Consider the following 14,083-nt stretch of genomic DNA (forward strand, 5'->3'; position numbering starts at 1 on the left):
CGGATATTATATTGCCAATTATTAAAACCATAGCTTTCGCTATTGTACCCTTTCTTTACGTAGAGAGGGCGATTTTTTATTATCTTTTTTGGAGTTCGGTTAAGTATAAAAGATATGCATTCTTTGTTGATAAAATTAGAGATGAATAATTGGTATTTATTCTTCATCATGGTATAATAGATTTGTTTTGAAGAACTATCTGGCTATGCCAGGTTCCAGAATTAATTAAGAAAGGTGACTGGCTAGTGATACAGAATAAATCAGAATTAATACAAAAGGGTGGTATGTATAAGGTGTTGTTGACCTTATCCATTCCAATTATGATTAATAGTATAATACAGACATTATATAACTTGGTAGATGGGATTTGGGTTAGTAAGATTTCTTCAGTTCATTTTGCAGCTACTTCTTTCGTTTGGCCAATAAACTTTCTGTTTGTTGCTTTAGGAATTGGATTGTCAGTTGCAGGAACCTCCCTACTTTCCCAGTTGCTGGGTGCAGGTAAGTATAAAGAAGCCAAAGAATATACTACTCAGTTAATGGTATCATCATTTTTGCTATCAATTGCGTTTACCATAGTTGGATTTATTACAAGTCCATATATAATTAAACTTATGGGTGGTGAAGGTGAATTCGCTAATTTAGCAAATATATATTTAAGAATAACATTTTTGGATTTACCATTTATGTTTTTATATTTTAATATAAATTCTATAATGAATGCACAGGGAAATACTGTAACTCCAACAATATTAAGCGCTATATCCGCTTTATTAAATGTTGCATTAGATCCAGTGTTAATATTTACATTAAATATGGGTATAGAAGGTGCAGCCTGGGCTACAGTATTATCAAGGATGGTATTGGCATTGTTAGGAGTTAGAATTATACTTAAAGAAGATAATGCTTTAAAACCTAATTTTAGGGGATTTAAAGTTAATAAAAACATACTAAAAGAAATTGTAAGAGTCGGACTACCAGCATCTATTGGACAAGCAGGCGCATCCATTGGGTTTATGTTTCTAAATGGATTTATTGTATCATATGGAACTGCTACAATGGCTGCATTTGGCATGGTAAATAGAGTTACAAGTTTGGTAATGCAACCTGCTATGGGAGTTGGTGCAGCTCTTACAGCAGTTGTAGGTCAAAATCTAGGAGCTAACCAACTTGATAGGGCGACAGAAAGCTTTATCAAGGCTTCAAAAATTGCCTTATGCATAGGAAGTATTGGTGGTACATTAATATTTATTTTCAACAAACAAATGGTGGATTTCTTTATTCAATCTAAAGATGAGCCTGAGGTAATTATTCAAAGTATGACTTATATGAAATATGTTGCATTTTCAATGCCTTTGATGGGTATGTTCAGTGTATTCCAAGGTATATTTCAAGGCTCAGGAAATACAAAATATTCTATGTCCATGGAGGTAGGAAGACTTTGGGCAGTCAGGTTGCCAATGATATTAATATTTAAAAATTTCTCTAATTTTGGAGCCTCCGGCATTTGGTTTTCTATGAGTTTTAGCAATTTAATAGTGTGCCTTTATGGTCTATTGATATATAAAACTCACGGATGGAAGAGAAAAACATTAATAGAATAAAACTAACTTTCGTGACATAAAGTACCGATTGGCGAATTGAAGATTATTAAAAAAGGACTGATTAGAATTATTCTATTAGTTCTTTTTGTTTTATTTGTAGCGGTTTTTTATAATTCAGATTGTATTGATAATTTAGCAGTAATGGAAAAGAATTTCTAATCAGTAAATGATATAATGATTTTAAATAATTAAGAAAGCAGGGATTTATTATGAAGTGGTTGGAAATTGGAACAGTAGATATAGATGATAAAAACAATGCATTTCTTGTTAATTTACATACAGGATATGAAAAAGCATTGAATAAGTTGGATATGTTTTCTCATTGCATGCTATATTTTCTTATGGAAGATAGAATTGAATTATATGTAACAAAAATTTTGGAAATAAATGAAAAGATGGGTCAACTTATACTTCAAATACCAGAGAAGTATATACAGTATACACAAAAAAAGAATGTGGAATCAAAAACATTAGAGACTTTAGGACAATTAATTGATATAAAGCCCTATTATCCTGCTGAAGAAGTTGTGCTTAAAGCAAAAGAACCTAAAAATAGATTCTGTATAAATTATTTAGATAATTTCATTGGCGAATATAAAGTGTATGAAAATAGGACAGTCATTCAACTTGAGAAAAAAATATTAAAAGAAATTGAGTACTGTCCTGATAATGCTCATATCATTAAAAAAGGTGATTATATTAGAGTGTTGTGGTGGTTTCACCGTTTTGACAAAGATTCGTTTCGAAAGAATAGAATGTGCAGTCCTCCATATAATAATGCACCCAAAATGGGAATATTTGCAACAAGATCGCCGGTTCGACCAAATCCAATAGGGTCAACAGTTGTACAAGTAGAGCAGGTAGATTATCATAATGGCATTATTGATGTCAATAGTTTTGATGGTTTTCCAGGGACGAAAATTTTTCAAATTATGTTTTATCAACCATTAGTAGACAAAATAGAAGGAGCTACTCTACCTCCTTGGGTATCACATTGGACGACATATAAAAGTTTTGATAAACCAAAAGAGATAGATATATCGTCTAAAGAACTTTTGCAGGACGCAATTATAAGGGATGAGCATTTTGAGTTTTGTGGTGAACTTGAGTTAGCTGATATTGTAGAAGATGAATATGATGACCAAGAAATACATATACACAATGCACATATTCATAATTTAAAAAATGTATCTGTATCAATTCCTAAAAATAGTGTTAATTTAATTACTGGTGTTAGTGGTAGTGGCAAATCTAGTTTGGCTTTTGACACAATTTATGCTGAGAGTCAAAAACAGTTTATGGATCTGGTTCTCTCAAATCAAATGTTAAATGATACATTTTCTGATGTGCATGTTGATAAGATAACAGGGTTACAACCGGCCATAGCGATTGAACAACGAACGTTAGGAGTTAATCCAAGGTCTACTGTAGGAACAGTTACTAAGATAGCAGATATTCTGAAGCTTTTATTTGTAACTATCGGCGAGCGATTATGTCCAAAATGTCATAAAATTATTGATGATTCAAATGTTTGTAAAGGTTGTGGTGAGATTCTATTAGATAGAACTCCTCAACTGTTTAGCTATAATAACCCTGATTATATGTGTCCAATTTGTAAAGGTTTAGGCGTAGAAATGCAGATTGATGAAGAAAAAATTGTTGAATATCCAGATAAATCTTTGCTAGACTGTGCTTCATCACTATATGGTAATTTAAGAAAACATAGAAAGAAACCAAATGCTAATTGGATGAGAGGAGAGATTTTGGCTTTAGCCGATGACTTAAATGTAGATTTAGAATTACCATTTTCAAAATTACCAGATGAATTTAAACAACAGTTTTTCTATGGCTCAAATGAACGGGAAGTAAGCTTGTCATATGAGAATTTAAATGGAAGAAGCGGTGTCATCACAAGACCTGTCGAAGGTGCTGTTAATATTATTCAAAGATTAATTCATGATACGAAATCTACAACAATGACTGATCAGATAAAGCGATATATGTCAAAAAAAACATGTAGTCAATGTCAAGGTGAACGCCTACGAGAGGAAGGCAGGTTGGTTAATATATATGGATATAGATATCCTGAGGTTATGAAGTTTAGTATTGACCAGTTACGCGTATGGTGTCATAAAATATATGGGCAGCTTATGAAGGACCAGCATGATAAGACCAAGATGCTTTTTATTAAATTAAATCAAAGACTAAAATGGATACAAGATGTAGGGTTAAGTTATATAACCCTTGATAGAAGTGTGCCTAGTTTGTCTGGTGGAGAAGCTCAGCGTCTGAAATTAGCAACGCAATTTGGGACAGGTTTGTCCAATATTCTTTATATCATGGATGAACCTTCAAAAGGATTACATCCTAAGGATTATAGGTTTTTAATGGATACTATCACAGATTTGAAAAAGCATGGAAATACGGTTATTCTTGTCGAACACAAAAAAATCTTTATGACGATTGCTGATATGCATTTTGAAATGGGACCAAAAGCGGGACGATATGGTGGAGAACTAATATCTGTAAAATACCGACAAGAGATTGAAAAACAGCTTGAATTACATAGTTATAACGATGATTTTAATGCTATTGAAATTGTAAATGACTTATCTAAGGATTACAATATAGAGAATGGTAAAAATTCTTTTATTCAACTTAAGGGAGTTACAACTCATAATCTAAAATGTGTTGATGTAGCAATACCAATTGGAATGATAACAGCAGTTATAGGTGTAAGTGGTTCTGGGAAAAGTAGCCTTATATCAAAGACTTTATATCCTTATATCATGAAATTACTTGGAAGAACTGTTGAGGAGATGGGTACTTTACAGCAAGTAACTGGAGTAGAAGTATTTGAAGATGTTTGCTATGTCAATCAGAAACCAATAGGTAGCAATTCAAGATCTAATCCTGGCACATACACTGGGGTGTTTGATTTAATAAGAAAATGCTATGCAGGAACTAAACAAGCAAAAAGTAAAAACCTGTCAAAAGAATTTTTTAGCTTTAATTCAAAAAAGGGTCAGTGTCCAGAGTGTAGTGGTCTTGGAGAGGTTGCAGTGAACATGCATTATATGGATGATTTTTATGTTACTTGTAATAAATGCCATGGTAAAAGATATTCTAAAGAGGTGTTAGAGGTTAAAAGAAAGGGTTTGTCTATAGGAGATATTCTTGAATTTGAAATTCATGATTTGATAGAAGTTTTTCAAGAAGAAAAGGAGATTGTTAGACAGCTCTCGATGTTAGATAAAGTTGGTTTAGGTTATCTTAAGCTTGGTCAAAGTGCTTCTACTTTATCAGGTGGTGAAGCACAGAGAATTAAGTTAGCTAAAGAATTATACAAAAAAGATTGTAAAAATATCCTTTATATTTTAGATGAACCAACTACTGGTTTACATGAGGAAGATGCTGAAAAGGTTATAGCAGTTTTAATGGAATTGAAAGAAAAAGGTGCAACTATTATTATAATTGAACATAATCTCAAAATGATTAATGCATGTGATTACATTGTAGAGCTTGGTCCAAGAGGGGGAAATCAAGGTGGTTATATTATTAAGGTTGGTTATAAGAAAAAATAATAGGGATGGATTAGTTAAATTATCATAATTGTTGTAAGGATTTGAATTGATGAAGTAGTCTTTTATATGATATGATATATCAAAAGAGTAAAGGAGCGTCATATGCATATAAATGATGAGAATCCTTATGTTGAACAAATTAATAAAGTACAAGACTATATAGAAAATCATTTAGATAAACACCTTACAATTAAACAGTTATCTCAAATAGCCAATTTTAGTGAGTATCATTTTCAAAGGATATTTGGGTTTGTGACAGGAGAAAGCTTGTATAGATTTATTAAAAGGATAAGATTGGAGAAGGCAACTTATATGCTTTTGGCAGATAAGGAGCGACCAATAATTGACATCGCCATGAGTGTAGGATTTGTTAGTCAAGCCTCTTTTGCTAAGGCTTTTAAACTTAAATATGGTATTAGTGCTAGCAGCTATAGAAAAATAAATGGTGTCATAAATGAGATTAATTCTATTGAAGAGAATTTCAATGGATTGGATATGAGTATTGAGCCACTAAATATTGAGATACGAAGTGAGAAGGCAACTAATCTCATTTATACTAGATATACAGGATCATACAAAGGAGACAGCGAACTTTTTTCTCGTTTGTTTTACAAGCTCTATCATTGGGCGAATCAAAGAAAGCTAATTTCAGTAGACTCAAGATGGTTTGTTATCTATCATGATTTTGGAAACGAAACTGACGAAGAAAATTTGCGGCTCAGTGTCTGTATGTCTGTTGATAGAAATATTGCAATCAGTGGAGATATTAGTGTGCTCACTCTTTCGGAAGGCTTGTATGGGGTCGGAAGTTTTATGGTAGATTCAAGTGAATACCGCAAAGCATGGTATTATATGTACACAAAATGGCTTCCAAATATTGGGTATAAACTTGACGATAGGTTTTCTTTTGAGCATTATCCTCTATTGGAAATGCAAGGAGACAAGCGTTTGGTAGAGATTTATATACCGATTGTTTGAAAGTTGGATAATTATTGTTTAAACTCTTTCGTAAAGGGAGTTTCGTGAAAAAGTAAGTAAGAAAAAAATATATAGAGGAGGTAAAATGAAGTATAAGTCTGGAGATGTACAAAAAATACTAGGAGTATCAGTTGAAACCCTTAGATATTTTGATAGTATAGGATTGATTAAACCTGAGCGTAATCAAATTAATAATTATAAGTATTATGATACATTAGATTTAAATAAAATAGTGGCATATAAATTTTACCGAGGTTACGAATTCACTCTTGATGAATCACTTGATATTTTAAAGATTGATAATAGAAGTGTCTTGGGAAAACTTAATGAGAAAACTGAAGACATAAAGGAAAAGTGTATATACTACGAAAATCTTTTAATGAGAGTTGAAGATTTGAAAAAGTCCTTTGAATATACTAATTTTGTTGGTGAATTAAATTTTGAAGATAGTCCGGAAGTATTATTATATTATAACCAAAAAAATGATGAATTTCAAACTGATGAAGTGATATTAGATACAACTAGGAAATATTTAGAATATTTGCCATTTGTATATCTTGCCGTACACATATCTCAATTTGGCGATAAAGTAGGGCAAGATATTCATTTTGGATATGCCGTTAACACTAAATATAAGCATGTTATAAATAAATTACATAATACATTAGGAAAAATTTATCCCTCTAAAAAGTGTATTCATACAATTTTAAAAATCACAGATGATGCATTAATTGCTGAGTCATTGAATTATGTTATAGATTATATGAAAAAAGAAGGACTAAAATTAAACGGCGATATAATAGGTTGGATAATAAATGAAGAAGTTTTAACAAAAGGTGTAATACGATACTTTGAAATTTGGGTTCCAATAAAATAAGTAATTAAAAGCTTTCTTAATTAGATTTATATTGATTAATTGCTTGACCTGGTAGTGACTACCAACCTTATAATCAAATTAGATAAATAAATAACAAAATTTATCTATTATATTATTTGGGAGGATAAAATGAAACGAAACATTTTTACAAAAACTTTAATGCTATCACTTAGCATGTTATTAGTTTTCAGCATGATACTAAGTGGTTGTGTACCTAAAGAGACTTCAAAAGAAGGTCAAGAACAAGCAAATGAAGAAATAAAAGATGAAAGTATATTTACTCCAGGTATTTATGAAGGAGAAGCAGCAGGTTTCAACGGACCAATAAAGGTTAAAGTTACAGTTGATGTTGATAAGATTACTGATATAGAAGTAGTAAGCCATAGCGAAACTGAAAATATAGCTACTAATGCAATTACTGAAATTCCTAATAGTATAATTGAATTTCAATCTGTTGCAGTAGACTCTATATCAGGTGCAACGGGCGCAAGCAATGGTATAAAAGAAGCTGTAAAGGCTGCTTTGTTATCTGCAGGAGCTAGTGAAGAACAAATTACTAAAGAAGTAATCAAGGAGATTGTAACTGGAGAAAAGGAATTAGAAGCGGATGTAGTAATAGTTGGAGCAGGCGGTTCAGGTGTAGCTGCAGCCGTAACAGCAGCTGAGAATGGTGCAAAGGTTATTGTATTGGAAAAAGCTGCAATACCGGGAGGAACAACTGCAAATGGCGGTGGATTCTTTGCTGCTGACAGTGAACAAGCTCGTAAGCTAGGACATGAAAAATTAGATACTGATATGATATTTGAAATGTGGATGAATGAAATGGACTGGAAAGCTGATGCAAATTTAGTAAGGCAGTTTTTAGATTTATCTCATACAACAGCAGACTGGTTAGAAGAAAGAGGAGTTATATTCCACAAAATGGATGTAGCAGTTCAGCAAAGTCATGCAGAAGGTACTAACGGTTACCATAAATACGATGACTATACAAAGACTTCAGAGCAATTAGGTGCAATGTTAGATAGAATTGTACAGGAGAATGGAGCTGAAGTATATTTTGAAACACCGGCTAACGAACTTATAGCAAAAGATGGAGTAGTAACAGGCGTAATAGCAAAAGGTAAAGATGGCACAACTTATAAAGTGAATGCGGATTCTGTTATATTAGCATCAGGTGGATTCGTGGGCAATGATGAAATGGTAAAAGAAGCATTAAACGGTGTATCGGTAAACGCTTCAGGATATAATACCAATGTTGGCGATGGAATTAATATGGCACTGAGTCAAGGTGCGGCAACTCGAAGTATGGAAGCTATGGTATTACATACATTTAATGTAGCTGGAGGTTCAAAGATTCAAGGAGATTATGAATTCATGGACCTTTATCAGGCAACTAACTCTGTAGCATATATGCCGATTATCCCTTGGTTAGATGCACATGGATTTCGTTATGCAAATGAAGGTATAGTTTATGATAGAGCCTTAAGCACAAATGCATTAGTAGCTCAAGGAAGTTATGGATGGTTTATATACAATGAGGAATTATTAAATACTTTAGAAAATGAAGGCGCAGCAGCGGCTGGCATGAAAGAAAATATAGCAATGGGACCTATGCCTGATATTACACCACTTCACAAAGGATGGAATAAGCTGACAGAGATTGTAGGTAAAATGGTAGATAATGGTGATGTAAAGAAAGCTGATGATTTGGCAGGATTAGCAGAACTTACAGGTATGGATCCTGAAATATTACAAGTAACAATGGATAAATACAATGAAGATGCAAGAAATAGTGTTGACACTATGTATGGCAAGGATGGAGAATTAATGTACGAAATGAGCAGTGGACCGTACTATGCATTCCAAATTACTCCAAATAACTTATGTACAGTTGGAGGAGCAAGAATCAACGCTAATTTCCAAGTTGTTTTAGATGATGCAAAAAATGGATATACACCTATTAAAAATCTATATGCTGCAGGAGCGGATGCAGGTGGACTATATTCAGATCATTATGCTCATACGATTGAAGGAGCAGCACAGAGTTGGGCTTACAATTCAGGTCGTTTGGTAGGAGCAAGAGCAACAGAAAATTCATTGGGAATAAAAATTGATTTATTAGGCAAAAAATAACTAATTCAAAACAAGAACAACAAAAAGGAAAGAGTGAGATGATCAACTCTTTCCTTTTTAATACTTTTATAATTGTAACGTAAATTCAAAGTATGTTTTTATAAATTTATATAACTCATTTTCTTTCACCTGTTTGTATATCAACAATAATGTTAATTAAATGGGTTCACGGAAACTCCACTTTAGCATAAGATATAACAGTGTGAAAAACTCTATAAGGAGGAGCGATATGGGATTGAAATATACCATATTAGGAGGAGATAAGAGAAGTTTAGAGCTTGGCAATTTGTTAGTGAAAGACGGAAATGATGTTTGTATTTATGGGTTTGACAAGTTGGAGCAGTATAAAGACAAACCAGTAAGCTTAAATGAAGCAATTGAATATGCTGATGTTATTATAGCTCCATTACCATTTTCTACTGATAATATAAACGTAAATGCCCCGTTTTCAAATGAAGTAATTCAAATTGATAAGGTATTTAATTTGATATCTGAAAAGCAAATGATTATGGGTGGAAAATTTAGTATTGAACATGAAAAAAAACTAAAAAAAAGGAATCTTAAATCAGCTGATTATTTTAAAAGAGAAGAAATGCAGATTTTAAATGCAATACCAACAGCTGAAGGAGCTATTCAAGTTGCAATGGAAGAAATGCCTGCTACTCTTCATAACTCCAATGTTATAGTGTTAGGCTTTGGGAGAATCGGAAAGATTTTATCAAAGATGCTATATGGAATTGGAGCAAATGTACATGTGGAAGCAAGAAACTATAATGATCTTGCTTGGATAAAGAATTATAGCTATATTCCAATACACCTAAAAGAATTAAAGACATATTTACCAAGGATGAACGTTGTTTTTAATACTATACCCCAGATGATATTAAATAAAGAATTGCTAAAATGCATTAATAGTAATTGTATTATTATTGATTTAGCATCAAAACCAGGTGGAGTTGATTTAGAAGCTGCAAAAGAACTGGAGATAAAGACTATAACTGCTTTAGGTCTTCCGGGGAAGGTGGCACCAGTATCTGCCGCTACGGTTATTAAAGACACAATTTATAATATTATAGAGGAGTTGGAAGTATAGATATGTCAATAGAAGGATTAAAAATAGGTTTTGCATTAACAGGTTCATCCTGTAATTTTAGTAATGTATTCCCAATAATTGAGGATTTAGCAAATAAGGGCGCAGATATTTATCCAATAATATCACATGCTGTGGATACATTTGATACAAGATTTGGCTCATCTGAAGAATGGAAAAATAAATTAAAGGAGATTACTGGTAAGGAATTAATTAAGACTATAATTGAAGCCGAACCTGTAGGGCCTAAATTAAAACTTGACGTTCTTGTAGTTGCTCCATGTACAGGTAATACAACAGCAAAGCTTGCAAATGCAATAACTGATACGTCAGTGACCATGGCTTGCAAAGCTCATTTAAGAAATCAAAGACCTTTAGTTTTAGCTATAGCAACTAATGATGGACTTGGAGCTAGTGCTAAAAATATCGGGTTATTATTAAATACAAAGAATATATACTTCGTACCTTTTGGTCAGGATGATGCAATAAATAAACCAAATTCTTTAATAGCTAAATTTGATAAAATTGAAGAAACAATTGAAGCGGCAATAATAGGCAAACAATATCAACCTTTACTAGTATAAAATAACGGTGCAGAATCTGCACCGTTATTTTATTGGATGAAATTTGAATATAATCTTTGTAAAAATTCATTGAGCACTTTATTTTTAATTACTATATAAGCTTTATCGTTAAAATATTCTAATTTAATTAGATGTTCTTTTTCATTTAATAAAAATTTATCTAATTCTTCTTTAATTTCATCCTTATAATTACAATTAAAAATAAAGGATATAATTGAATTGTTTTCATGTGTTTTTTTTATTCCAAATCCTATTATTCCTAAATCACTTTTATCATTGGAAATTAGTGTACCTGAACCATCCATAAAGGTCGATAGGATTCTTATAGGTATATTATATTGTTTTCCAAGCAAAACCGCATTTGGATGAATTACATTTGCTCCGTTAATTGCGAATCTATACATATCATCATAGGAAATTTTCTTAATATATCTAGTGTTTGGTATTATCCTTGGATCAGTAATAGCAACTCCAGGCACATCGGTAAATATATCTACTCTTTCAGCATTTAAATATCCTCCAAGTGCAACAGCTGTTGTATCGCTACCTCCTCTACCAAGTGTGGTTATTTCCAAATCCTTTGTAGCTCCTTGAAATCCTGCAACGACTACAATATCATTATTATTTAGATATTCTTGGATTTTATTTGTATTGATATTTATTATTTTACTCATATTAAAAGTATTATCTGTAATTATTCCGGCTTGAAATCCAGTTAAGGCTTCTGAAGATAAACCTTCACTTTCTAATAGATGTGATACTAGAGCTGCAGAAATGGTTTCTCCAACTGACATAATTAAGTCCTTCTTCTTTGGATTTATTGTGGTACTTATATTCTCTAATTGATTTATTAAAGTATCAGTAGCGTAAGGGTCTCCGTTTCTACCCATTGCGGATACCACTACTATAAGCTTGCTACCAATTTCTACTTCTTTTTTTACTAGTTTAAGAAATTTACTTTGATTACTTAAATTCCTCAGAGAAGTTCCTCCAAATTTTTGAATAACTATGCCCATTTTTTGCCTCCTAAATAAGTTTCTGTTTAATAAGTGATTCAGCTATTTGAACAGCATTTAATGCTGCACCCTTACGCAAGTTATCTGCCACAATCCACATGTTAAGTCCATTCTCTAAGGTAAAATCACGTCTAATACGGCCAACAAAAACATCGCTGGTATTCTTTGAAAATAAAGGCATAGGATATAGTTTTTCCTCAGGCTTATCTAATACAATAACTCCAGAAAAATCTTCAAGTAAATCCTTAATTTCCTCAATAGTAAAAGGTAATTTTGTTTCAATATTAACTGATTCAGAGTGTCCTCTAAACACAGGTATTCTAACCGTTGTAGCTGTTACTTTAATTTTTTCATCTAAGATTTTCTGTGTTTCATTGACCATCTTCATTTCTTCCTTAGAGTATCCAGTATCAAGAAATAAATCTATTTGTGGAAGAGCATTAAATAAGATTTGAAAAGGATATACTGAATGCTTTATTTCTCTTTTATCTACATAATTTTTTGTTTGTTCATTTAATTCATCAATTGCTTTTTTACCAGTACCAGAAACAGCTTGGTAGGTGGATACAACTATTCTTTTTATATCATATTTATCATGTATCGGCTTTAAAGGTACCAGCATTTGTATAGTAGAGCAGTTGGGATTTGCTATAAGGCCTTTATGATTTTTTAAACTTTCAGGATTAACTTCAGGAACTACTAAAGGAACATTATCATCCATTCTAAAAGCATTACTATTGTCTATTACAATAGCTCCTTCTCTAATTGCAATAGGGGATAAGTTTTTACTTATGTCAGCTTCTACACAAAAGAATGCAATATCAACATCTTTAAATGCTCCTTCACAAGCTTCTTCGGTATATAATATTTCATCTTTAAATTTTACTTCTTTGTTTCTGTTAGTAGATGTGCCTAATAATTTGATAGATTTAATAGGAAATTGCCGTTCAATTAGAATCTTTGTAAGTTCCTTGCCAACAGCTCCCATGGCTCCTACGATTGCTACATTATAATTATCCAAAATCAACTCCTCCTTAAATTTTCTAAGACTACCGCAGTAATCAGATACTTGTATTTTATTCAGAAAACTCTTTTTTGTTAGCAAATACTAGGTTATTACATAAAATGGATTACAATATTTTTTTGAAAGGGGAAATGATATGGTTAAATGGGGAAGATTGATAACGGCTATGGTAACACCTTTTGATGAAGATTTAAAAGTTGATTTCGTAGCTGCTGGTTCACTGGCAATTAAATTAGTTGAGGAGGGAAATACTGCTTTAGTAATAACAGGAACAACTGGAGAAGCTCCAACTCTAACAGATGATGAAAAAATAAATTTATATAAGATTATAAAGACATGTGTAGATGTTCCAATAATTGCAGGGGTTGGGACAAATAATACAAAAACTACTATAGAAAATGCAAGGGCTGCACAAAAGGCAGGGGTTGATGGACTTCTAGTAGTTACTCCATATTATAATAAACCTGATCAGGATTCTTTGTATTGTCACTTTAAGGAAGTTGCAAAATCTGTTGATTTACCAATTATGCTATATAATGTACCTGGTAGAACCGGGTGCAATTTATTACCTGAAACAATAGAAAAACTTGCTCAAATTGATAATATAGTAGCCTTGAAAGAAGCAAGTGGAAATATAATTCAATTTGCCGAAATAATAAAGCGCATCCCTAAGGATTTTTTAATTTATTCAGGAGATGATTCAATGTTACTTCCTGCAATGTCAATTGGTTGTTATGGAATAGTTAGTGTAGCAGCTCATGTAGTAGGTCCAGAAATGAAGGAAATGATAGATGCTTTCGTATCTAATGATACTAAAAGGGCAATGGAGATACACCTAAAACTATTAGATATCTTTAAGAACTTATTTATAATATCAAATCCAATACCGGTAAAAGCAGCATTAAATTTAATAGGAGTAAATGTGGGAGGAGTAAGACTTCCTTTAACTGAAGCAAGGGAGGATGTACTAAAAGTTTTAAGAGAAGATTTAAAGGAATTAGGAAAGATTTAAAGCTATTGAAAAAAATAGTTGTCTCAATGAGATATACGCGTATTTTTTTTAAAAGAAGAGGAATTAGAATGCCAACTGATTTTTTTATCGGTTGGCTTAATTCCACTGTATTAAAATAATAAATATGGAAATGTTTATATAAATAGGATATAATTGTACTGTAAGGAGAAATCAAACACTG

The 14,083-nt window shown here is 32.0% G+C and carries 10 protein-coding genes; 8 read left to right on the forward strand and 2 right to left on the reverse strand.

Annotated elements, in window-relative coordinates:
- Positions 1 to 245: 245 nt before the first annotated feature.
- The 7 genes from U8307_RS09080 to U8307_RS09110 all read left to right on the forward strand — a co-directional run bounded on the left by U8307_RS09080 (position 246) and on the right by U8307_RS09110 (position 10,850).
- Complete coding sequence (locus tag U8307_RS09080) at positions 246 to 1,604, forward strand: MATE family efflux transporter (RefSeq protein ID WP_326907159.1); 1,359 nt, start codon at positions 246 to 248, stop codon at positions 1,602 to 1,604.
- Between the two features lie 209 nt (positions 1,605 to 1,813).
- Complete coding sequence (locus U8307_RS09085) at positions 1,814 to 5,188, forward strand: TrmO family methyltransferase domain-containing protein (protein ID WP_326907161.1); 3,375 nt, start codon at positions 1,814 to 1,816, stop codon at positions 5,186 to 5,188.
- Between the two features lie 102 nt (positions 5,189 to 5,290).
- A complete protein-coding gene (locus U8307_RS09090) occupies positions 5,291 to 6,166 on the forward strand; it encodes an AraC family transcriptional regulator (protein ID WP_326907162.1) in 876 nt (291 codons plus the stop codon).
- Positions 6,167 to 6,251: 85 nt separating this feature from the next.
- Entirely contained in the window at positions 6,252 to 7,043 is a 792-nt protein-coding gene (locus U8307_RS09095) for a MerR family transcriptional regulator (RefSeq protein WP_326907165.1), read from the forward strand.
- Between the two features lie 129 nt (positions 7,044 to 7,172).
- Complete coding sequence (locus U8307_RS09100; RefSeq protein ID WP_326907168.1) at positions 7,173 to 9,176, forward strand: FAD-dependent oxidoreductase; 2,004 nt, start codon at positions 7,173 to 7,175, stop codon at positions 9,174 to 9,176.
- 229 nt (positions 9,177 to 9,405) lie between these two features.
- A complete protein-coding gene (dpsA, locus tag U8307_RS09105) occupies positions 9,406 to 10,269 on the forward strand; it encodes a dipicolinate synthase subunit DpsA (protein WP_326907170.1) in 864 nt (287 codons plus the stop codon).
- Positions 10,270 to 10,271: 2 nt separating this feature from the next.
- Complete coding sequence (locus U8307_RS09110; RefSeq protein WP_326907172.1) at positions 10,272 to 10,850, forward strand: dipicolinate synthase subunit B; 579 nt, start codon at positions 10,272 to 10,274, stop codon at positions 10,848 to 10,850.
- Positions 10,851 to 10,879: 29 nt separating this feature from the next.
- Here U8307_RS09110 and U8307_RS09115 read toward each other — a convergent pair whose 3' ends face one another.
- Positions 10,880 to 11,866 carry an aspartate kinase gene (locus U8307_RS09115; RefSeq protein ID WP_326907174.1) on the reverse strand — a complete coding sequence of 329 codons (987 nt, stop codon included), beginning with the start codon at positions 11,864 to 11,866 and terminating at the stop codon, positions 10,880 to 10,882.
- A gap of 10 nt (positions 11,867 to 11,876) precedes the next feature.
- Positions 11,877 to 12,887, reverse strand: a complete 1,011-nt coding sequence (locus U8307_RS09120) for an aspartate-semialdehyde dehydrogenase (protein ID WP_326907176.1) — start codon at positions 12,885 to 12,887, stop codon at positions 11,877 to 11,879.
- A 139-nt stretch (positions 12,888 to 13,026) separates the two neighbouring features.
- Between U8307_RS09120 and dapA the strand changes: the two genes are divergently transcribed.
- A complete protein-coding gene (gene dapA, locus U8307_RS09125; RefSeq protein ID WP_326907178.1) occupies positions 13,027 to 13,902 on the forward strand; it encodes a 4-hydroxy-tetrahydrodipicolinate synthase in 876 nt (291 codons plus the stop codon).
- Positions 13,903 to 14,083 lie beyond the last annotated feature (181 nt).

It is taken from the genome of Sedimentibacter sp. MB31-C6 (genome assembly GCF_035934735.1).
Classification (GTDB): domain Bacteria; phylum Bacillota; class Clostridia; order Tissierellales; family Sedimentibacteraceae; genus Sedimentibacter.

What these genes read in the sequence shown, in the direction of transcription:
- U8307_RS09085 (WP_326907161.1), top strand. Translation starts at nt 1,814, where the DNA reads ATGAAGTGGTTGGAAATTGGAACAGTAGATATAGATGATAAAAACAAT.
- U8307_RS09090 (WP_326907162.1), top strand. Translation starts at nt 5,291, where the DNA reads ATGCATATAAATGATGAGAATCCTTATGTTGAACAAATTAATAAAGTA.
- U8307_RS09095 (WP_326907165.1), top strand. Translation starts at nt 6,252, where the DNA reads ATGAAGTATAAGTCTGGAGATGTACAAAAAATACTAGGAGTATCAGTT.
- U8307_RS09100 (WP_326907168.1), top strand. Translation starts at nt 7,173, where the DNA reads ATGAAACGAAACATTTTTACAAAAACTTTAATGCTATCACTTAGCATG.
- dpsA (WP_326907170.1), top strand. Translation starts at nt 9,406, where the DNA reads ATGGGATTGAAATATACCATATTAGGAGGAGATAAGAGAAGTTTAGAG.
- U8307_RS09110 (WP_326907172.1), top strand. Translation starts at nt 10,272, where the DNA reads ATGTCAATAGAAGGATTAAAAATAGGTTTTGCATTAACAGGTTCATCC.
- U8307_RS09115 (WP_326907174.1), bottom strand. Translation starts at nt 11,866, where the DNA reads ATGGGCATAGTTATTCAAAAATTTGGAGGAACTTCTCTGAGGAATTTA.
- dapA (WP_326907178.1), top strand. Translation starts at nt 13,027, where the DNA reads ATGGTTAAATGGGGAAGATTGATAACGGCTATGGTAACACCTTTTGAT.